The sequence below is a fragment of the Corynebacterium sp. HMSC074C03 genome (assembly GCF_001838285.1).
GTDB classification, from domain to species: Bacteria; Actinomycetota; Actinomycetes; order Mycobacteriales; family Mycobacteriaceae; genus Corynebacterium; species Corynebacterium amycolatum.
Genome location: NZ_KV836197.1, coordinates 50,284 through 71,492 on the forward strand (window position 1 = coordinate 50,284; position 21,209 = coordinate 71,492).

The 21,209-nt window shown below is 58.2% G+C and carries 18 protein-coding genes; 5 read left to right on the forward strand and 13 right to left on the reverse strand.

Translation table 11 applies throughout. The features are described 5' to 3' along the window. Positions 1-41: 41 nt before the first annotated feature. The 3 genes from pyrE to HMPREF2847_RS02540 form a co-directional block, all read right to left on the reverse strand. Complete coding sequence (gene pyrE / locus HMPREF2847_RS02530; protein ID WP_038626769.1) at positions 42-602, reverse strand: orotate phosphoribosyltransferase; 561 nt, start codon at positions 600-602, stop codon at positions 42-44. A 51-nt stretch (positions 603-653) separates the two neighbouring features. Continuing rightward, positions 654-2,675: a hypothetical protein gene (locus HMPREF2847_RS02535; protein ID WP_070851417.1), complete on the reverse strand. Its 2,022-nt coding sequence runs from the start codon at positions 2,673-2,675 to the stop codon at positions 654-656. A 206-nt stretch (positions 2,676-2,881) separates the two neighbouring features. Then, a complete protein-coding gene (locus HMPREF2847_RS02540; protein WP_070560411.1) occupies positions 2,882-3,712 on the reverse strand; it encodes a sulfurtransferase in 831 nt (276 codons plus the stop codon). Positions 3,713-3,774: 62 nt separating this feature from the next. Between HMPREF2847_RS02540 and HMPREF2847_RS02545 the strand changes: the two genes are divergently transcribed. Next, positions 3,775-4,137, forward strand: a complete 363-nt coding sequence (locus tag HMPREF2847_RS02545) for an SDR family oxidoreductase (protein WP_187401116.1) — start codon at positions 3,775-3,777, stop codon at positions 4,135-4,137. A 24-nt stretch (positions 4,138-4,161) separates the two neighbouring features. Here the strand turns inward: HMPREF2847_RS02545 and HMPREF2847_RS02550 are convergent, their stop codons facing one another. The 3 genes from HMPREF2847_RS02550 to clpB all read right to left on the reverse strand — a co-directional run bounded on the left by HMPREF2847_RS02550 (position 4,162) and on the right by clpB (position 9,347). Next, the gene (locus HMPREF2847_RS02550) at positions 4,162-5,700 is read right to left on the reverse strand and encodes an HNH endonuclease signature motif containing protein (RefSeq protein ID WP_070851418.1); all 1,539 of its coding nucleotides are present in this window, start codon (positions 5,698-5,700) and stop codon (positions 4,162-4,164) included. Between the two features lie 233 nt (positions 5,701-5,933). Next, positions 5,934-6,581, reverse strand: coding sequence for a GNAT family N-acetyltransferase (locus HMPREF2847_RS02555; RefSeq protein WP_070851419.1), 648 nt, complete (start codon positions 6,579-6,581; stop codon positions 5,934-5,936). 186 nt (positions 6,582-6,767) lie between these two features. After that, a complete protein-coding gene (gene clpB, locus HMPREF2847_RS02560; protein ID WP_070851420.1) occupies positions 6,768-9,347 on the reverse strand; it encodes an ATP-dependent chaperone ClpB in 2,580 nt (859 codons plus the stop codon). A 359-nt stretch (positions 9,348-9,706) separates the two neighbouring features. Between clpB and HMPREF2847_RS02565 the strand changes: the two genes are divergently transcribed. Further along, positions 9,707-10,594 carry a fructose bisphosphate aldolase gene (locus tag HMPREF2847_RS02565; RefSeq protein WP_070560409.1) on the forward strand — a complete coding sequence of 296 codons (888 nt, stop codon included), beginning with the start codon at positions 9,707-9,709 and terminating at the stop codon, positions 10,592-10,594. 95 nt (positions 10,595-10,689) lie between these two features. Here HMPREF2847_RS02565 and HMPREF2847_RS02570 read toward each other — a convergent pair whose 3' ends face one another. Beyond that, positions 10,690-11,307: a trimeric intracellular cation channel family protein gene (locus HMPREF2847_RS02570; protein ID WP_038626783.1), complete on the reverse strand. Its 618-nt coding sequence runs from the start codon at positions 11,305-11,307 to the stop codon at positions 10,690-10,692. Between the two features lie 116 nt (positions 11,308-11,423). After that, a complete protein-coding gene (locus tag HMPREF2847_RS02575; protein WP_070851421.1) occupies positions 11,424-12,272 on the reverse strand; it encodes a nitrilase-related carbon-nitrogen hydrolase in 849 nt (282 codons plus the stop codon). A gap of 143 nt (positions 12,273-12,415) precedes the next feature. Between HMPREF2847_RS02575 and HMPREF2847_RS02580 the strand changes: the two genes are divergently transcribed. Together HMPREF2847_RS02580 and HMPREF2847_RS02585 are read left to right on the forward strand one after the other, a co-directional pair. Then, on the forward strand, positions 12,416-12,733 hold the full coding sequence (locus HMPREF2847_RS02580) for a hypothetical protein (protein WP_070549985.1): 318 nt from the start codon (positions 12,416-12,418) through the stop codon (positions 12,731-12,733). Next, complete coding sequence (locus tag HMPREF2847_RS02585; protein ID WP_070851422.1) at positions 12,721-14,283, forward strand: alpha/beta hydrolase; 1,563 nt, start codon at positions 12,721-12,723, stop codon at positions 14,281-14,283. The genes HMPREF2847_RS02580 and HMPREF2847_RS02585 overlap by 13 nt, the downstream gene beginning before the upstream one ends. A gap of 94 nt (positions 14,284-14,377) precedes the next feature. Here HMPREF2847_RS02585 and HMPREF2847_RS02590 read toward each other — a convergent pair whose 3' ends face one another. The 4 genes from HMPREF2847_RS02590 to dnaK are packed head-to-tail and all read right to left on the reverse strand — an operon-like array spanning position 14,378 to position 18,487. Further along, positions 14,378-14,800, reverse strand: coding sequence for a heat shock protein transcriptional repressor HspR (locus tag HMPREF2847_RS02590; protein ID WP_038626791.1), 423 nt, complete (start codon positions 14,798-14,800; stop codon positions 14,378-14,380). Further along, positions 14,800-15,996: a molecular chaperone DnaJ gene (gene dnaJ / locus HMPREF2847_RS02595; RefSeq protein ID WP_070595703.1), complete on the reverse strand. Its 1,197-nt coding sequence runs from the start codon at positions 15,994-15,996 to the stop codon at positions 14,800-14,802. The genes HMPREF2847_RS02590 and dnaJ overlap by 1 nt, the downstream gene beginning before the upstream one ends. Before the next feature lie 59 nt (positions 15,997-16,055). Then, a complete protein-coding gene (gene grpE / locus HMPREF2847_RS02600; RefSeq protein ID WP_038626795.1) occupies positions 16,056-16,643 on the reverse strand; it encodes a nucleotide exchange factor GrpE in 588 nt (195 codons plus the stop codon). Positions 16,644-16,645: 2 nt separating this feature from the next. Further along, a complete protein-coding gene (dnaK, locus tag HMPREF2847_RS02605; protein WP_016421564.1) occupies positions 16,646-18,487 on the reverse strand; it encodes a molecular chaperone DnaK in 1,842 nt (613 codons plus the stop codon). Positions 18,488-19,001: 514 nt separating this feature from the next. On the opposite strand from dnaK, the gene HMPREF2847_RS02610 reads away from it, so the two are divergent. Beyond that, the gene (locus tag HMPREF2847_RS02610; RefSeq protein ID WP_070851423.1) at positions 19,002-19,751 is read left to right on the forward strand and encodes a YcnI family protein; all 750 of its coding nucleotides are present in this window, start codon (positions 19,002-19,004) and stop codon (positions 19,749-19,751) included. A gap of 223 nt (positions 19,752-19,974) precedes the next feature. Here HMPREF2847_RS02610 and HMPREF2847_RS02615 read toward each other — a convergent pair whose 3' ends face one another. Continuing rightward, on the reverse strand, positions 19,975-21,033 hold the full coding sequence (locus HMPREF2847_RS02615) for a chymotrypsin family serine protease (protein ID WP_070851424.1): 1,059 nt from the start codon (positions 21,031-21,033) through the stop codon (positions 19,975-19,977). Positions 21,034-21,209 lie beyond the last annotated feature (176 nt).

Sequence of the window (21,209 nt, forward strand, 5' to 3'; positions counted from 1 at the left end):
GAGTTGAGTGAGGCTCGGTAAAAGCTCTAGCGCTCAGATTCTTAGGCCAGGCCCAAGTCATCCAAACCGAGCAGGTAACGGTACTCCAGGCCTTCACCCTTGATGACCTCGTCGGCGCCCGTCGCGCGGTCAACCACAGTGGCTACACCGACAACCTCGGCACCGGCCTCGCGTAGGGCAGCTACGGCGGTCAGCGGTGAGTTGCCCGTCGTGGTGGTGTCCTCAACAACCAGGACCTTCTTGCCCACAATGTCCGGCCCTTCAATGCGGCGCTGCATGCCGTGCTTCTTGGCTTCCTTGCGTACTACGAAGGCATCAATCGGACGTCCTTCGGCGTGCATGACAGAGGTGGCCACCGGGTCCGCGCCAAGCGTCAGACCACCGACGTGCGCGTAGTCCCAGTCGGCAGTGAGCTCTCGTAGCAGGGAACCAATCAGGCGCGAGGCCTCATGATGTAGGGTGGCGCGGCGCAGGTCAACGTAGTAGTCAGCCTCACGTCCAGACGACAGCGTGACCTTGCCATGGACAACCGCCAGCTCCTTGACCAGCTCGGCCAAACGCTGCAGCTTCTCCTGATTGACATTGCTCGTGTGGGTGCTCATCTGAGGTTGTCTCCTAAATAAACGACTGTGTGCTCAAGGATATGTCTGGTTCTACTCGTCCGCGGAATCAGGGGTTGCGCCTTTGTCCTCGGATACAGATTCGGTGGGGTCGTCGCTGCTGTCGAGGTCTGGGGCGGCGTCGGTAAAAATACTGGCGGGCTTCACATTTGATCGCACTACACGTCCCCGGCTCGAGCGCATCCGGCTATGTTCGGGATCCTCGCCAAGCGCAGGAATCTGCTGGCCAGAATCCCCAATGTCCTCCGACTCACCAACGTTTGCACCCATCTTTCGTGCCGTTGACCGCGAAGGCAGCGCCGTCGGATCAAGCGGTATATCCCGCGTAGGGCGCCACGACGAGCCGTCAATCGCCTGCACCACCGTGGGTTGTGCATTGCTTTGCGACGACCACTGCGAATCATCCGTGGTTGCATCCACGGTGGCAGCGGACGAGGACGAAGGAGAATCTGCGTAAACAATTTCCTCAACGTCCAGCGGCTCTTCGCCCTTGCTATTCTGCGCGCTGTGACTCTGGGCATGCCCGTTCTGTGAGCTGTGATCCTGCGATTCATGGTTAGCAGAACCGTTGCGACGCTGGTCTGGTACCGCGTGCAAGTGCCCACGCCCAGTTCCATCCGAAATCAAGAATCCAGAGTCAACGGACTGCTCGGTGAGCTGCAAACGAGTGGGATCCCACTGATTTGTGTCCGGAGCGACGGTTTCGCCTTCCGCCGGTGGCAACCTGCGCGCAATGTCGGAGAAGTCCGACAGCGATGCCAGTGCACCGTCCCAGTCCTCTGGCACTGAATTATCAATCAGCTGAGCCAAGGACCAGGAGTTTTCGGACCACATGCGGGTAATGGCCGGGTGCACGTCGGCAAGCATGCGAGTTGCACGGTCGTCGAAGATGCGATGAATGAGCTCTGGGTCGGTAGCTGCGACTACCAGGCCGGCTTCGGTGGCTACGTGAGGCAGCGTCGTGCCGCCGCTGCGGCGCAGCTCGAAAACCTCATAGCTGGATACAGAGCGGCGGATAGCGATGGTGGTGATGCCACCGACATCGGCGAGGTGCATTTCCCGGCCAAAGGCGAAACCGGAGACCACGGCCTTGGCATCGCCGTCCGGCGTGCGCTGCCAGTACGACGGCAGCTCATGGTCCACACGGTTGTAGACAGAATTACGTTCCTGCGCCCAGGCCTTCCGCAAGTGACGCACCCGGCGACCGCTGATACGTCGACGGACAGGAGCCACTGACTTCTGCTGGGCGCGCTGCGGTTGCGCGGGCTGGGCGGGTTGGGTGACCTGAGTGGCCTGGGCGTGCGCCGCAAAATCGGATGATTGCGGCACTTCGCCGGTCTCGGTATTTTCGACCGACGCAGCCTGGAATTCTGTACCGTCAACAGTTCCAGTGCGAGCGTCAGCGGCGGTGGCGCTGTTGGCCTCTGTGGCACTGGTGTCGCCCACTAAACCTGTCTCGGGCTCATCCACGGTATCAGTATCTTCAGCAGTCACTGACCCGGCTGGCTCCGCGCCAGCCCCTGTGCCAAACTCCGCGCCGGACTCCGCGTTACTTCGGAGAGTCCCGTCCGTTCCCGCATTCAGGTCAGCTGCTGGTCCCGATGTTTCGGAAGCTCCCGTGTTTTCTGTTGCTTCGGACATTTCAGCAGGGGCCGCCGGTTCGATTCCCGCGACAGATTCAGGCTCCGCCGGCATCATTTGCCCAGCTGAAGTACCCAGTTCTGTCGTCGAAAACTCAGTTTCAGGGTCAACTTCAGCGGCACCATCAGTCTCAGCGACAACCTCAGAGTCAGCGCCAGCTGCGACATTCGGTCTCACCACAGAAGCTGTCTCAGAGCTGCCCTGCTCTGAAGAATCCGGCTGTTCAGGCACAACATCTTCTGCCGCCACACCGGTTACTTCGCCGGTGGAGTCCGAGGGCTCGTCGTAAAGCGATGGCGACGAAGGAGACGCCACAGCAGTCTCACTTGTGCTGCGACGGCGGCGGTCGACAACGAACAGCGCGACTGCGGCGATGATGAGGATCGCTGCGAGGGTGAATACTAGGGGAATCATTAATCTCCTAGCTTAAGCCAGAAGCCGTTCTATTTGGTCAGCGACAATATGCCGTCCCCCGTCTGGCGCAATGCCAATGCCCGAGGCGAGAGCGTACAGGACTCTCTAGAACCGTAAGGGCGAGGGGAAATATCCACATGGACGACGCATCAGGGGTTCCCTGGGGGCGGTCGCCCTGCCCCGGACACATGCGAGTCCGGCGCCGCTTAGAAACGGACGATAGGCAGGCTCGGATTGCCAGCCCACTGGGACCAGCCTCCGACATACAGCGAGGCGTCAGTAATGCCCGCTTCTTCCATGGCCTGTATGAACAGTGAGGAATGAAGACCGGAACCGGAGTAGACCGCTACATTACGACCGGCTTCGATACCTACGGAGGCAAAGCGCTCACGGAGCTGCTCAACAGGCAGGAAGGAGCCGTCGGCATTTTGCAGACTGCGAGCCGCCAGGTTCACGGCACCCGGGATGTGACCTGCCTGCAGATCGACGCGCTCACTGCGGCCTTCAAAGCGGCTGGGCTCACGCGCATCCACCAAAATTCCACGTTCAGACCAGGTGCGTACGTCGTCGAGGCTGGCAACAGGCATATTGCCCTCGCTCACCGCAATCGTTCCAGGCTGCGGCAGATTGCCGGGACCGAAGGCAGTCTCGTTTCCATCTGCTTCCCAAGCAGCTAACCCGCCGGTGAGGACACGCACATTCTCCAGACCCGCCCAGCGCAGAATCCACCAAGCACGTGACGCGAACAGCCCATCGCCCGCGTCGTAGACGATCACCAGATGCTCCGAGCGGACTCCCCAACGACGGACGGCATCGCGCACACGCTCGATATCCGGCAGCGGGTTGCGACCAGCTTCTCGGCTGGGAACACCCGCTAGATCCAACTCGGGATCACAAAACACGGCCAGAGGGATGTGAGCCGTAGCGTAGGAGTCATATGGTTTTTTAGCGCGCGACCAGCGTGCGTCAACGACGACGATGCGACCGCCGCCGGCAATCTTGTCACGAAGCTCTTGTACCGAGATGGATGTTGTCATAATCCCGGATTCTAAATCGATTGACTTGGTAGCGCGATATGTACGTTATTAAAACTAGGAGCTTGGGAAGATCTCTGAAGATGCTGCCCACCTGGCCGTTTTCATCTCAAACGCAGGCCATGGAATCGGCCGTGCCACCGCAGAAAAACTGCTTTCCCGCGGCTAAACCGTCGGAGTTGTTGACGTCTCTGCTCGAAAATGTCAGCACTGACGGCACCAAGCGCATGGGTATTCGCATCACACCAGCTGACTTCGCCAACGCAATCGTCGACTGCATCGACCAGAAACAGGGCACGATTACTAAGGCTGACTTCCCCGTCAGCCTGCCGACAAAATTGCTGCACTATGCCGCCAGCGTCGGTGCCCCTTTCCTCAACCGCTTCATTAACGCAAAGCTGACTACGAAACGGAAGATCAGCCTCTAAGCCAGGACCCCGCTCCCTACCCGACTACCCACCGGGATCCTGTCCCGTCTCACCATTGCCATCCGCTGTGTCCCCCGCCCGTTTCTCTCGCGCTTTACGACGCAACCAGCGCCCCGGGCTATCGAACGTATCGGGGTCCTCATTGGATTCCGCTTTTCGGTTTCCTTCCTTGCCTTTCGGGGCCACCCAGACCACACGATCGGTAGAAGCCGGCTCGCACTCCCCACTAACCCCGCCCCCTTCGTCAGTTCCTAGAATCCCCGGCACCTCATCCGGCCGAAGCGTCCACCAAGCATTTTCATCACATCGAGCATCATCGATCTTTCGATGCGTACCCGGATCAACCAACGTGAGATTATCCAGATCAGTGCCACCACCGGAAGACCACGACTGCACATGGTGAACATCACACATAGCTCCCGGAGTGCCCATGCCCGGCGCGGAGGAACCTCCTTCCTCTCCAAGAAGGGCCAGATACTGCGGCAAAGTCCCCAGCCTGCGGGACCGACCAAAGTACATGGTCTGCCCCTCATTCCCCAAGACTTGGAGGAACGAATTTCTATCAACCATCTGTTGCACGGCCTGACTAATGGAAATTCGCACTCCCGCATCAGAGACCGCTTTGCCCGATCCAGGAAGTACAAAATCTTTCCCATCAGGCAAGGAGACTCCAGCTAGCGCTGCCACATCTGCGATATGCGCGACGGTGACCACCGATGTCGTCCCCCGCGCCGGCTGAAGGTCACCGCCTGGTTGAAAGCCCCCATTCACCGCCGCTTCCACGGCATCATGAAAACGCTGCTCCGGATTCCGCTGGTCATCGGCACCTTCTTCGAGCAACCCGCCAGGGCGCGCATGATCCGCCTGCAGCCTTTTGAGCACCGCTGCAAACGAAGGCGTAACCACACCGCTCAACCGGCTCATGCCGTCCGGCCCCTGAGCACCGATTTTTAGGCTTCGTTTCCGAGCGCGGTCCTCATCCGTATACGGGTCATCAACCCCCAACATCGCCCGCAGGCGGTTCGGCAATTTATTGAGATCATCAACACGGATTTTGTCCACTAAATCTGCAATGTGCTTGTCCAGCAGCCTAGACAGCTGTGCATGCTCCGTTGCCGGCAGCTCACGAACGGCTTTGTCAATCTTCGAAACAGCATCCGCACCGACAACACCTTCCTCAACTTTCTGACGAAGGTTCGGCATTCGCACATCCTCATTCGCCGGAGCAAACGGATCAACATTCCTACTCAGGCGCCCGACGACGTTGATACGCTGCCTCGCTTCTGCTCGCGAGATTCGCATCTCCTGCGCTAGCCACGCAATCTTTCGATGCTCCGCGCTGGGCATCCGCCCCTTCATGGTCTCCACATAAGCCGCATCAATTACTGCGAGTCGTTTTCGTGCTTTCTCAATCGACTTATATGCATCGTGCGCATGATCCGGCGCAAGTACTTCGAAGTTCTCTACGATGACTGTCGACAGAGCTTCAAACTGCGCAACCGCATCTAAAACCTGAGATGTCGAAAGCGGTCCACTGCCGTTTGGCGCCGATGGTGTAGCCATTTCCCCCACCCCCTTTTAAAACGCTAGCAATCCGAATCCCCAAATGGACTAACTAATTTCCCTCCCCATATTATCGCACACCCATTCGACACCCCACAACCCCCTAAGTCAACTTTTTCGAATCTTTTTCCGAAACACTGCCGTGCTTCCAGAGCTCGAATACCCCACCATCCGCCCTAAAAACCCGACCAACCCGCGCAGCCCCCCCCCAAAAAAAACTGCACGCCGAAAGCCTAAAACCGCACCACCATCACATCGTGGTCCGGGAAGCTCGAGCGCCCCACTAGCTCAAACCCCGCCTTCACATAAGCTTTCGCCGCCCGCGGGTTGGCATCATGGACAGCCAGACTAACCCCCGGGTACCCCAGCTCACGCGCATACTCAAGAAGCCCCGCAATCATCGGCTGCGACAGCCTGCGTCCGACTACACCCGGACGCAGCGCAATCGCTACCTCAGGAATCCCATTTCCCACAAAACCGTACCCCGGATCGTCCTTCGTAAACGTACGCAGCCAGGCCGCCCCCACCGGCACTTCATAGCCCTCGCATTCTTCGCTTGACGACGAATCCCCGCGCTCCAACCATTCCGCCTTAATGGCGGCCGCACTGTAAGTAGCCTCGCGAGAAACCCTCGGTTCAAATGGGTCAGTGCGGGTCATGTCGCCACTGAGCGACTCGAGGTCAGCGTCGTCAAGCGAAGTGGCGAAAAGGATAACCCCGCCCTGACTCGCGTCCCACTGGTCGACGTATTGACGCCTCGTCACTACATAGTCTTCCGGCAGTGGCTGACTTTCATCTCCGAACGTTTCCGTTAGTTCGTCCATCCAGGCAATGAAGGGGCGGTCGGAGTCTGTCGCTGGTCGCCACTGAAAGTTAGTCATATTTGCGCACTATACCGGCGCACCCCAGGCCGACCGGAATGCAACAAGCCCACGCGATCGGCCGCAAGGGACATAAGCCCGGACAACAAAAGCACAAAAAAGGGGCAGTTCAGGAGAAAAATCTCCCAAACCGCCCCAACAAACGGACAGCCTGCTGAACAGGTATCGCCCTGAGGATTGGGCGCCCTAGACCCGGGCTACGCCGTCCTCGCCATAGCCGACAACCTTCAGCGACTCGCCATCGTCAGCAACCGTAACCTCTACTCGGTCACCATCGCGAACATCGCCCGCGAGCAGTCGACGTGCCAGCTCATCGCCGATTGCCTTCTGCACCAGGCGACGCAGCGGACGGGCACCATAGGCCGGGTCGTAGCCGCGCTCCGACAGCCAATCCAGTGCCCCATCGGAGACATCCAGCACCAGACGACGTGCAGCCAGACGCTCCGCCAGGTTGCGAACCTGAATGTCCACAATGCCGCGCAGCTGCTCGGAGGTCAGCGGATCGAAGATCACTACATCGTCGAGACGATTGATGAACTCCGGCTTGAAGGCCATCTTGACCGCGTCCATGATCTGTTCATGCGTACCACCAGCACCGAGGTTGGAGGTCAGAATCAGAATCGTGTTTCGGAAGTCCACGGTTCGACCCTGACCATCAGTCAGGCGCCCCTCATCGAGCACCTGCAGGAGCACATCGAACACGTCCGGGTGAGCCTTCTCAACCTCGTCGAAAAGCACGACGGTGTACGGACGGCGACGAACAGCCTCGGTGAGCTGACCGCCAGCGTCGTAGCCGACGTATCCGGGAGGGGCACCAATCAGACGAGCGACAGAGTGCTTCTCGCCGTACTCGGACATATCGATGCGAACCATCGCACGCTCATCGTCGAAGAGGAACTCCGCCAGCGCCTTGGCCAGCTCCGTCTTACCAACGCCAGTTGGACCGAGGAACAGGAAGGAACCAGTCGGACGGTTCGGATCGGCAACACCCGCACGCGAACGGCGGACAGCATCGGAGACAGCCTCCACAGCGGTATTCTGACCAACGACGCGACGGCCGAGGTTGAGCTCCATTTCCAGTAGCTTCTCGGTTTCGCCCTGCATCATCTTGCCAGCCGGGATACCCGTCCAGGCGGAGACAACCTCAGCGACTTCCTGAGGCGTAACCTCCTCCTTGAGCATGGAGTTTTCCTCTGCGTCAGCGACCGATTCCTCGGCGGCCTCCAGCTTCTTCTCCAACTCAGGAATGCGCCCGTAACGCAGCTCTGCGACGCGCCCGTAGTCACCTTCGCGCTCAGCCTTTTCGGACTCAGTGCGCAGGGCATCGAGCTCTTCGCGAACGGAGCGAACATCATCAATCGAGGACTTCTCGTTCTGCCAGCGAGTCTTCAGAGCGTTGAGCTTCTCGCGCTCATCTGCAAGTTCCTCACGAAGCTTGTCCAGACGCTCCTTCGACGCGATGTCAGTTTCCTTCTCCAGGGCCATTTCCTCGATTTCGAGGCGGCGCACAATACGTTCCGCGGAGTCGATTTCCTCCGGCGAGGAGTCAATCTCCATACGCAAACGCGATGCGGCCTCATCCACCAGGTCAATGGCCTTATCCGGCAGGAAGCGGGATGTGATGTAGCGATCCGACAGCGTTGCCGCAGCCACTAGCGCGGAGTCCTGAATACGGACACCGTGGTGGACCTCGTAGCGTTCCTTCAGGCCACGCAGAATACCGATGGCGTCCTCAACGCTCGGCTCACCGACAAAGACCTGCTGGAAACGACGCTCCAGCGCAGCATCCTTCTCGATGTACTTGCGGTACTCATCCAAGGTCGTCGCACCGACCAGGCGGAGCTCACCACGAGCCAGCATCGGCTTAATCATGTTGCCCGCATCCATCGAGCCATCACCCGTGGCGCCAGCGCCAACGATGGTGTGAATCTCATCGATGAAGGTAATAATCTGACCGTCGGATTCCTTAATCTCGTCCAGAACCGCCTTCAGGCGCTCCTCGAACTCACCGCGGTACTTCGCACCGGCGACCATGGAGCCTAGATCCAGGCTCATCAGCGTCTTGCCCTTCAGAGATTCCGGCACATCACCTGCAACAATGCGTCGTGCGAGCCCCTCGACAATTGCCGTCTTACCAACGCCCGGCTCACCAATGAGCACAGGATTGTTCTTGGTACGACGACTCAAGACCTGTACCACGCGACGAATCTCTGCATCGCGGCCAATAACTGGGTCAATCTTGCCCTCACGTGCCCGCGCGGTTAAATCCGTCGCATATTTTTCCAGAGCCTGATACTGCTCTTCCGGATTCTCCGTTGTTACCTTCCTCGATCCACGCACGCTAGTCAGCGCACCCTTTAATGCCTCGGCAGTAGCGCCCGCCGATTGCAGTACAGTTGCCGCCTCCGACTGGCCAGTTGCTACACCGATAAGCAGGATTTCCGTGGAGACATACTCGTCTCCAAGCTCGCCCGCCAGCTCCTCGGCAGCGTTCAGTGCATTAACGGCGTCCCTATTAAACTGCGGGTTCGCCATATTCGCCCCGCTTGCCGACGGGTACCCAGCGACCAGCTCCTTAGCGCGGGTCAAAACCCCGGAAGGATTAACACCCGCTGCCTCAAGCAGCGGAGCCGCAATACCCTCCTTTTGCTCCAGCAGCGCTACCAGAATGTGCCCAGGCCGAATATCCGGGTTACCCGCGCTGGTCGCGGCCTTCATAGCTTCCTGGAGAACTTCTCCAGTCTTAGTTGTTGGTGTAAAACTCATAACTTGCGCCCCTTTGACTCAACTTTGTCATTCACTACCCATAACGTATTCAGCCTTGAGTCTGTTCCACTCAACTTCAAATTTTACAATTTCATACTGTGATTCACGCCACATCCACAGCGAAAAGGATTGCGCTCGGCAGTGTCGTTAAGCGCAGTAGCGCACCGGAAAGCACTAGAAAACATTGGAGAGCTCCAGAAACCACGCGCGGACGCACTCCAATACACCGTCCGACGCCCTCACCAGCGCACTCCCGCCTGCTTCGACTTCCCCCATGTGAGTGATGGGCGGGCAGCGCACTCATACTGTTTTGGTTACCCTGGTAGATGACATTCCTTCATTCTCACGAAAGGACTCGAATGAACATCGAGCAGGCACGTCAGATGACTGAGGGCAAGGGCTTCATCGCCGCTCTCGACCAGTCCGGTGGATCCACCCCGAAGGCTCTGCGCCTGTACGGCATCAACGAGGATCAGTACTCGAACGAAGATGAAATGTTCGACCTGGTTCACGAGATGCGTACCCGCATCATCACTTCCCCGTCCTTCAACTCTGAGCAGATTATTGGCGCGATTCTCTTCGAGCAGACCATGGATCGCGACATTGAGGGAATCCCGACCGCTCAGTACCTGTGGGAAAAGAAGGGCATCGTCCCGTTCCTGAAGACCGACAAGGGCCTGGCAGACAAGGAAAACGGCGTTCAGCTTATGAAGCCGTGCCCGGGCCTGGATGAGCTGCTGGAGCGCGGTGTCGCTAAGGGCATTTTCGGCACCAAGATGCGTTCCTTCATTGCTGAGGCAAACGAAGAGGGCATCAAGGCCAACATTGCTCAGCAGTTCGAGTTCGGCAAGCAGGTTCTGTCCCACGGTCTGGTTCCGATTCTGGAGCCGGAGGTCGACATCAACGCTGCCGACAAGGCAGAGGCTGAGGACATTGTCCTGCGCGAGCTGCTCGCCGGCCTGGATGACCTGGCCGATGACCAGAAGGTCATGATCAAGGTTTCCATCCCGACCAAGGATGACCTGTACAAGCCGCTGATTGAGCACCCGAAGGTCATGCGCGTCGTCGCCCTGTCCGGTGGCTACGAGCGCGAGGACGCCAACGAGCGCCTGTCCCGCAACCACGGCATGATTGCTTCCTTCTCCCGTGCACTGTCTGAGGGCCTGTCTGCTCAGCAGTCCGACGAAGACTTCAACGCAACCATGGCTGAGTCCGTCAAGGGCATCTACGAGGCTTCGATTTCCTAATCGTCCGCTGTGCATTTGCGCTTGTGCGCACCTCTAGGTAGCCGCTAGCGCAACTAAAAACTCCCGCACCAGGTTTTCTTGGTGCGGGAGCTTTTTTAATCGCGCCCCTGGTAGTCAAACACCGGCAGCGACCAGCCACGCCACAGCGCCGCTAGTCGAATGAACAGCGCCGACAGTACAGCGCAGATAATGTTGATGCTCTCGTGCAGGCCAACCATGTCGAGCACGTAGTAAAGCGTCGCCGCGACGACTGCGATGGAGGCATAGAGCTCCTTTTGGAACACCAGCGGGACGCGGTCACACATCAGGTCGCGGAGCACACCTCCAAACGCACCGGTAAGAACGGCGCCGACAATAGCGATGATGACACCGTGCCCCATCTCCATGGCCACGCGGGCACCGATGATGGAAAACGCCGACAAACCGATCGCGTCAGCGACCAAGAACACGACTCGGAAGTGCTTCATCAGGAAGTCGGCCAACAGCACCGTGATCAGTGCCGCACCGACGATAACCAGCAAATATTGTGGGCTTGCAACCCACACCAACGGATAGTGGCCGAGAATGACATCGCGCAGGGTACCACCGCCGATAGCAGTCATGCACGCAATTGTTGAAACCCCAAAGAGATCCATGCGCATTCGACCGGCCGCTAGTGCGCCGGTGACGCCTTCGGCCGTAATTCCAATGACCCAGAGGATGTGGAGCAGCATGATTAGAAATATAAAGGACTTCGGCCGAATCGGTAGAACTGTCGGCTAAATACCCGCTGTCTTCGCTCCCCCACTTCTGCTTTCAGCTCGGCTCGGCCCTCTTCATTGCTTCCCAGCTAGCCTTGGTCGCGAATTTCCAGCACCGGAATCGAGCGGCGAATCCGTTCCACCTCCGCCACATCCGCATCAGCCACGAGTAGCTGCGGACCGTAGCCCGCCGAAGCAATAACCCCACCGTCCGCATTGACCAACATAGAGTGCCCCGCACCGGTAGGCCCCTCATCCTTACCCGCGGCCTTAGCCCCACCAGGCCGCGCCGCATCAACGGCCGCGATCACGCAAGTGCTGTCCAAGGCACGTGCCGAAACCAGGGTCTGCCATTGCGTCACCTTGCCCGGTCCGTCATTCCACGAAGCGGGCAGCGCGATGACCTCCGCGCCCAGGTTGGCCAGTTGAATGAATTGCTCCGGAAACCTGATGTCAAAGCATGTCGCAAGGCCGAGGGCGACCGACGATCCGTCGGCAAGCGGGACATCACACACCACGTGCGCGTTGCCCGGCGCGACGGTATCGGATTCGCGAAACCCGAAAGCGTCGAAGAGGTGGAGCTTGTCGTAGAACTCGACACCGGGGCCGTCCTCATCACGCCAAGCCAGGAGCAGCGAATTGAAGACGCGGTGCATCGTCTTACCGTCGCGCTCCACTTCATCTGCCGGGCGGAACATGCCGACTACCACGCTGATTCCGGCATCGTGAGCGGCCTGCGAGACCTCCGCTACGAACCTATCGCTGCTGGACTCCGCCACGACATCCAGGCGACCGGAATTGAACGCCTTCATCGTGGCCTCGGGGAAGACCACCAAATCGGCGTTGTCCTGTGCTGCTCGCGCGATAGTCACCTTTACCGCGTCCAGATTCTCTTCAACCGATGCTGACAATTCCAACTGAGCCAGTGCAATACGCATGCCTAAATGTTACCGGCTCCCCCGGATTGACTGTCCTGAAGTTATCCACAGGACGTCGCCGTGCGTTGCTATCGCTCAGAGTTATCCACAGTTCGCTGAAGATGCTCTTCCGCTGCCTTTCGCCACCCAGCAGAATCAAAAACATGGCCGAACACATCACAGTCAATCCAGCTCAACTATCCGCCTTAAGCCGCTCTTACCAGCAGATCTCCACTCGTATTGATGGTCTTTCCACCATCGTCGCAGCTGCCCCGGGAAGCGCCGAGCTCACCTCTGCCCTGCCCGGTTCACGGATTGTCCCCGCTGTCTCCACTACTTGTGGGAAGTGGTCGGAATCATTGCTTGCCGCGTGCACAAACATCGACGTTATTGCGCAGGCTGCCGATGCCCTCGCTGTCAGCGCTCTCGCGCACGAGCATGACCAGTCCGCCGCCTTGGAAAAGCTGTCATGGTCACGGTAGGCGAAGCGCTGCTGTGGCGTGTGGATTCGCTGGAGACGCTTGCCCGGGCACTGCGTTCCGGGGCGCGCGCCCTCGCCGATTCCGCCGACAGTTCCCAGGCCGCACTCAAGGCGCTTTCAGAGGATGACTTCGCCGGCGACAACCGCAGCGCCGCCGAGGCTTCTGTCACCCACAGCTCCACGCGTCTGCGCCGGAGCAGCGTAGCGCTCGAACGTCTCGCCGCCTGCTGCAGCGATACCGCCGCCATGCTTAACGACGTCATCCGCGAACTTACCGACGCGGTAAACCAGGCAACCAACCTGGGGTTTCAGGTGAATCTGGTTTCTGGTGCGGTGACTCCACCGGAGGGCATGCTGTCTACGATTGCGCGCAGCCTCGTTCATCCCAAAATTCCTTCCGGGCCTTTCACCATGGCCGAATGGCGTGCAACCTCGCAGCTTCGGATTCAGTCGGCCTTGGCTGAACTCAACCGACTCGATGAGAAGGCGGCGGGCGCAATCTCAGCTCTTTCACCACTGGTGGCAAGCGGAGCTAGTGGCTCGGGTAGATTGCAGCCATCGCAGGCTGGTCGTAGTACTGGCACCACTAGCGACAAAGAGATTGACGGTGGTTGGGACTTGGAAGTTGGGAGCGGATTGGCTGGGGCGTATTCGAGTAGCCCGCTATCAGAGATAGATGCCGCCATGTCCGCTCGCGCCAGGGCTTTGGGGCTGCCTCCTGGACAACTATTGGAGTCCTCGCCTGGACATTCTGCGATTGCGTTCGGTGACGTTGAGCGAGCATCGACTGTGATCACTCTCGTCCCCGGTACCAGCTCTAGCGCGGAGGACGCTAGCAGGCAGTTCGAGCGTGTAGCCGCGACCTTCCACGCCGCCGGTGGAGATCCGGAGGATGTGGCGGTGGTGTTGTTTTCCTATGACGCGCCACCCAACCTCCGTGAGGCCATACGCACCGAGTATCACAATTTTGCTGCAGAGCGGCTGCAGCACTTGCAAGCCGGTTTGATTGAGCGTTCCGGTGGTGTCGATAGCGGTGACACTGCAGTTGCCGGTGGCGCTACCGCCCATGCCCAGTCTCCTACTCAGCGGCACGTTGTCGCCGGCTATAGCTATGGGGCGACGGTGGTCTCGCAGGCCTCCCTTGGTAGTGGCCTCTACGCGGATAGGGTGCTGCTCATAGCTCCGCCAGGTGTTGGCCCTGGACTGGAGCGTGCAAACGACATGAAACTGCTCAAGCCGGACGGTACAGCCCGACCCGAATATGAAAATAGCCACCGTGTGGCGGTGGCGACGTCCCCGATGGACCCCATTCGGATTCCTGCCGAACTGGGGATTCATGGGAAAAACCCGGCGGATAAAGACTTCGGCGCGTACGCACTCAACCTGAGTGAGCGTGGCCTGTCCATGCGAGACTTGGCCCAATTCATGGTCACTCCCGTGCAGGATATTCCTCAAAAGTATCGGCACGTTCAGGGCAACCCACACATCGAACACTACTTTGACGATGAAGTTTTCACTCGCGAGACCAACCGGTGGCTAACTGATAGCTGACCGGCGTCTCAGATCAACAGTTGCTTATCCGCGGCCCAAATTAACAAGCCAAGAGAAAACGGACTAAGCAGCCGACGCTGCTTAGTCCGTTCAATCACCCGTGTGGGTTATCCTCCCCAACACGATCACCTCTGCGCCCGCGCCGCGTGCGCGGCTCCCACATCACCACGGCCGTAGAGCGTGGGACGTGAACCAGTTCGCCACGCGAGCGGCGAGCCTGTGCCTTTGCCTGGTAGAGCTGCTCTCTCAGTTCTGCATTTTCCTGTTCAAGCGAATCCACCCGCTCAGTCAGATCGATGATGGCCTTAATACCGGCCAAGTTGACGCCGTCTTCCTGACTCAGACGCTGAATCTCACGCAGCAGCGCAACATCGCGTTTGGTGTAGCGCCGACCTCCGCCGGAAGTGCGCTGTGGAGTTACTAACCCGAGTCGGTCATAATTACGCAGCGTCTGCGCATGCATGCCGGCGAGATTCGCGGCTACGGATATGACATAGACCTCAGTGTTGTCGGACATTATTTCGCACCTGCCCAACCCTCACGAGGATTGAACCCGCTAGCACGCTCCGCTTCGACGTAGGAGCGCAATGCCGAAGTGGCATTGTCATCCAAATTGGTCGGTACCTTCACGCGCACGGTCACTAGCAAATCCCCCGGAGTGCCATTGCGCTTTGGGATACCCCGACCGCGCACACGCAGTGTTCGGCCATCGGCTGTGCCAGCCGGCACACGCACACGAATCTTGTCACCCAACGTCGGCACAGTAATGGTGCCGCCGAGTGCGAGTTCGCCGAAGCTCACCGGCACCGTGACCTCAAGGTCATTGCCGCTGCGGGTGAAGACTTCATCCGGGCGAACATGAACGGTGACAAAGAGGTCACCGGCCGGACGCCCCCGCAGTCCCGCTTCACCTTGGCCAGCAAGACGAACCTTCTGGCCGTCCACCACACCTGCGGGGACGCGAACGGTGATGGTACGACGGCGGGTGGTCACACCGGTGCCGTTACACTGCGAGCAGGGATTCTCAATGCGAGTGCCCTGGCCACCACAATCCGCACACGGACTGGAGAAGCCGAAGGCCCCCTTTTGCTCCTTGACATACCCCGAACCGTGACAGGTGGTACACGTCACCGGCGAGGTTCCCGGCGCTGCACCCGAACCATTGCAGTTCGTGCATGGCGACGGGTTGGTGAGCTGCAGCGGGATAGTGACACCTTGGGCGGCCTCGCGGAAATCGAGCGTAATCTCTGTCTCCACATCCGCACCACGGCGGGCCTTCTGCCGCCCGGCAGCACCAGCGCCACCATTGCGGTTTACGAAGCCGCCCAGGAAATCACCTAGGCCACCTGCACCACCAGCATTGCCACCGAATCCGGCACCTCCGCCGAAGAGATCCGACACGTCGAAGTCGAATCCACGTCCACCGGCAGCACCGGCTCCGCCAGCACCTGCGGCACCGGGGAATCGGAAACCACCTGCGAGCGCTGCACGCAGCTCATCGTATTCGCGGCGCTTGTCCTCGTCACCGACCACCGAGTATGCCTCGGAGATTCGCTTGAACTTATCTTCAGCAACCTTGTTGCCCGGGTTCTTATCCGGGTGGTTCTCCCGGGCTAACTTGCGGTAGGCCTTTTTAATCTCGTCGAGTGACGCAGACTTAGAGACGCCCAAGTCAGCGTAATAGTCCTTATCTGCCCATTCCCGTTGAGTCATGGTGCATCTCCTCCTTTCAAAAAACTAATTCAAAGAAATCTGCGTCACTTGTGTCTCCGCTACTGCGGATCGCCGATGATTACCATCGCCGTACGGATGACACGGTCATTAATGCGGTAGCCCTTGCGCAGCACATTGGCTAGAACCTTGTCATCCCCTTCGGAGAGATCCTGGACAGCCTCGTGGATGTCCGGGTCGAATTCCTCTCCTGCAGCACCAAACTCCTCAACACCCTGTGCGGTCAGCACGCCGCGGAACTTATCCGCGAAAGCCTTCAGCGGGGTGCCGTCTGCCAAGTCGCCGTGCTCTTCAGCCCGGTCGAGGTCATCAGCCAAAACCAGCAGTTCTCCAGCCAGCTTTGCCTTTGCCTGTACGCGCTCGGCCTCACGGTCTCGGTCAACTCGACGACGGTAGTTTGCGAACTCCGCCGACAGGCGCTGCAGGTCCTCCGTACGCTCATCCAACTCACGTTGGATGGCTGCAACTGGGTCTGCAGCTTCCTCCGCGGCGGTGTCGCCGGCGGCATTTTCGGTCGCCGGCTCCACGTCGTCGTCAAGCTTGGCCTGCTCGAAGACCTCGTTGACCTGATCGGCCAGGTTGGCCGGCTCCTCCGGGGTGGGCTGGTTTCCCTGATCCTGGTCAGTCATTCTTACTTGTCCTTCTCATCCTCGTCGACGACCTCAGCGTCAACGACGTTGTCGTCAGCGTCAGCGGCCTCAGCACCCTCGGCTGCGGTTGCACCCTCAGCTGCCTGAGCCTCGTAGATAGCCTTACCCATCTCCTGGCTCTCGGTGGACAGCTTCTCGACGGCGGACTTGATGGCCTCGATGTCGGAGCCCTTCAGAGCCTCGTCGACTTCCTTGGCAGCCTCTTCAACGCGGTCGCGGATGTCCTGGGAGACCTTGTCCTCGTTCTCCGAGGCGAACTTGCGGGTCTGGTAAGCCATGGACTCAGCCGAGTTGCGGACTTCCTGCTCCTCGCGGCGCTTCTTGTCCTCGTCAGCGTGCTTCTCAGCGTCCTTAATCATCTGGTCGATCTCCTCCTTGGAGAGGCCGGAGCCGTCCTGGATGGTGATCGTGTTTTCCTTACCAGTGCCCTTGTCCTTAGCGGTGACGTGGACAATGCCGTTGGCGTCGATGTCGAAGGTGACCTCAATCTGCGGGACACCACGCGGTGCCGGAGCGATTCCGCCCAGCTCGAAAGAGCCCAGCAGCTTGTTGGCAGCAGCCATCTCACGCTCACCCTGGAAGACCTGAATCTGAACGCTCGGTTGGTTGTCTTCAGCAGTGGTGAAGGTCTCCGAACGCTTGGTCGGGATAGTGGTGTTGCGCTCAATCAGCTTGGTCATGACACCGCCCTTGGTCTCAATACCCAGCGACAGCGGGGTGACGTCGAGCAGCAGCACGTCCTTGACCTCACCGCGCAGAACGCCGGCCTGCAGAGCAGCACCAACTGCGACAACCTCGTCCGGGTTAACACCCTTGTTCGGCTCACGACCACCGGTCAGTTCCTTGACCAGCTCAGAGACTGCCGGCATACGGGTGGAACCACCGACCAGCACGACGTGGTCAATGTCGGAAACCGGAACATCAGCGTCAGCAATGACCTGCTGGAACGGCTTACGAGTGCGATCAAGCAAATCGGAGGTGATGCGCTGGAACTCAGTACGGGACAGGGTCTCGTCCAGGAACAGCGGGTTCTTGTCAGCATCAACGGTGATGTACGGCAGGTTGATAGATGCCTGCTGCGAGGAGGACAGCTCAATCTTGGCCTTCTCTGCAGCCTCACGCAGACGCTGCAGAGCCATCTTGTCCTTGGTCAGGTCAATGCCGTTGCTGGACTGGAATTTCTCAACCAACCAGTCAACGATGCGCTGATCCCAGTCATCGCCACCGAGCTTGTTGTCACCAGCAGTTGCGCGAACCTCAACAACACCATCGCCAATCTCCAGCAGGGAGACGTCGAAGGTACCGCCACCGAGGTCGAAGACCAGAATGGTCTGCTCCTTGTCGGACTTCTCCAGGCCGTAAGCAAGTGCAGCAGCAGTCGGCTCATTAACAATGCGCAGGACGTTCAGACCAGCAATCTGACCTGCTTCCTTGGTTGCCTGACGCTCGGCGTCGTTGAAGTAAGCCGGAACGGTAATAACCGCATCAGTGACGTCGTCGCCCAGGTAAGACTCAGCGTCGCGCTTCAGCTTCATCAGCGTACGAGCGGAAATCTCCTGCGGAGTGTACTTCTTGTCATCGATCTCGATGCTCCAGTCAGTACCCATGTGGCGCTTGACCGAACGAATAGTGCGATCAACGTTGGTGACAGCCTGGTTCTTAGCGGACTGGCCAACCAGGACCTCACCATTCTTTGCAAATGCAACTACCGACGGAGTGGTGCGCGAACCCTCAGCGTTCGCAATCACCTGAGCCTCGCCGCCTTCGAGGACGGAGACACAGGAGTTCGTCGTACCCAAGTCAATACCAACAGCGCGTCCCATGATGAACACCTTTCTAGAAGAGTAAAAGAATTGCCCTTAAGTCTTACGCGCTCAAGTCTGCATTGCCGTAGAAAATCTGTCAAGCAAACTTGAGCGTGTCCGACTCAATGTTTGTCATGCTATGCAACGGACTATGGGGCAAAGTTATTCCCACCCGACTCAACTTTTCTAGAAAAATCTCCATCATCGCAGGTCATCGCGATAACAGATTTTTGTAAAACTATATTCTAAAGCCACTCACGGTAGCCGACAGCGCAATTTTCTATACAAAATTCTACCTCTGGCCTCCAGGGGAAAACTTCTTAGCACTAGCCCTGGGAACTTTCCTGCAAAGCGAACCGACTAATCCCCTGACGTGTTTTGCAGCCACCGGCTCATCAACAGGCCATGTCCTTGTTAACCCCATGGCCCGACACCGAATCAGCTCTGGCGGCTCCACCAATGCATGTCCAATCTCTCCCCACTCGTGGGGCGATCGAGCCAAGAATTCATCCCACTTATTTAGGAGTTTTTCATGCCTCAGAACGCACAGCGCCACCGTTCCCACTTTTGCTGCAGCCTCGCAGTAGCGTCGGCAAGCGCCGCGCTGATCCTCACCTTCCCCGCCATTGCATCCGCACACGTGCATGCAACCCCGTCGTCTGCCCCGATTGGCGGCTACACGGATTTAGCTTTCGGGGTCGGCCATGGCTGCGACGGTTCGCCAACGACGAAGGTCGAGTTCACCATCCCGGAGGAGTTCGAAAAGGTCACGCCGAACGTGAACGCGAACTGGGATGTCACGAAGGAGTCGACTGGTTCCGGTGAAAATGAAAAGGTACAGAAGGTCATCTACACCGCAAAGACGCCACTGCCATCGGACCTGAAGGATTCTCTAACGCTCAGCGTGAAGGTGGCTGATGACGCGAAGCCGTCGACGGTTAAGGTGCCGACACTGCAGACCTGTGAAAAAGGGTCGATGAACTGGGCTGAAAAGGACCACGATAGCGATTACCCGGCCCCAACCGTGGACCTGGTTGAGAAGTCGGAGGACGATGAACATAGCCACGGTCACGACCACAGTCACAGTCATGACCACGGCAATAATCACGGCACCGACGAGACAGAGCACAGCGATAACCACTCGGATGACATCGAGCATTCCGCAGCTGCCACCAGCGAGGATTCCAGCAGCACGCTTGGCGGCTGGGGCCTGGGACTCGGCCTCGTGGGCGCGCTCACCGGTATTGCCGCATTGGTAGTTTCACTGCGCAAGCGAGGCTAAATCGCTTTGACGTTCCTTGAAGAGCTTTCCTGCTTTCACCGACACGGACGAACCATTGAATTTTTGAAACGGTTTTTCTAAGCGAATAAGGATTCAAGGGTCTGGTTTCCGATAGTTAATTGGAACCAGGCCCTTTCATCATTCCGCGACCAAACACCCTCTGCTAGAAAGCTACCGGCCCTCCGGTCCAACCCATGAGGAGCAGCTCAACCTAGCGGGCGAGTCACTGGAGAATGGTCAAATTAAACTGCTTAATCAACGGAGATAGAGCTGCGGCACCATTTGAAATTGCGTCATGAGGGAAGCCGTAACTTGTCATCCCCACTGCATAAATCCGGTTTGGGTTTTCTGGATCCACAGCCCAAACTGCCCCGCCAGAATCGCCATGGTCCGAAATATTTCCGAAGCCGAACATGTAACTCCCCACAGTCTCTTTGTAGGGGCCGCATGAAAGCCCACTACGGTACCCAAGACGGCAAATACGAGGTTGTTCTTGCTCGAGCCATTGAGGACTTGCCCAGCCAGCTAACTCCGCCCCCTTGAGCATGGGAGTGCCGTAAACATTCTTAGGGTTAACAGTCAACTCAATCAATGCATGATCTGTCCGGTTGTTCTTAGCCTCCGGGTCATACGACCTCCAGACAAATTGTCCGACTTTATAGAACTTCCCTTTTTCATCCTCTACGTATACGTTGTCTCCCTTGTTCCCGCAGTGCCCAGCACTTGTAATGTAGTGCCGCCGAGGTTCATCCTTGTTGTATACCCACCACGCAAAGGAACAAGATGAAGTCGAATCATCAGCACCCTTCACAAGAAAACGAGCTCCCGGCGCAATAAGCGCTGAGTTTTCGAGGAACTCCCATCCTTGACTATTGCGGTAGATTTTCTCATTCTCTGGATTACTAGGCTTCAGCTTGGTCGAACCATCACCCATCCCCTCAACATCGGTGCCCGATTCCGCTGAACCGGTGTCCGATTTATCGGAACTATCATCGGGTTTTTCCATCCCCGAACTGGGCGCACTAGTCGAAGATTGGCTGTCATCACCCTGAGATTGCCCTGCACTTTCTTCCTGCGAAGTTGATGTTGCAGAGCTTTCTCCGACCCCCATAGCGTTTTTCAAAGAATCTGCATCACATGCAGTCAGCCCCACTGCCAGCAAAGCCGCAATTGTTGAAGCCCAAACTCGTTGCTTGAATGACTTGCCCCTCTTACCGTTTCCCTCGGTAACCAGACCGACACTCGATGATGTAAGCGAGCGTGTCTCCATTTCCGGATTCATATCAATACTCCTGTGGCGCTTAGTCATTTCACTCGATGGACCCCACATATGCCCGCGGATGCAAACTTTTGCGTAGGTTTTCGGTCATCTGATGAGCTTTTGTCGCGATTGGACTGTTAGCTTCGTCGTAAGTATAAGAAGAAACCTTCCATTTGGCATCAAAAGGTAAGTAAGTT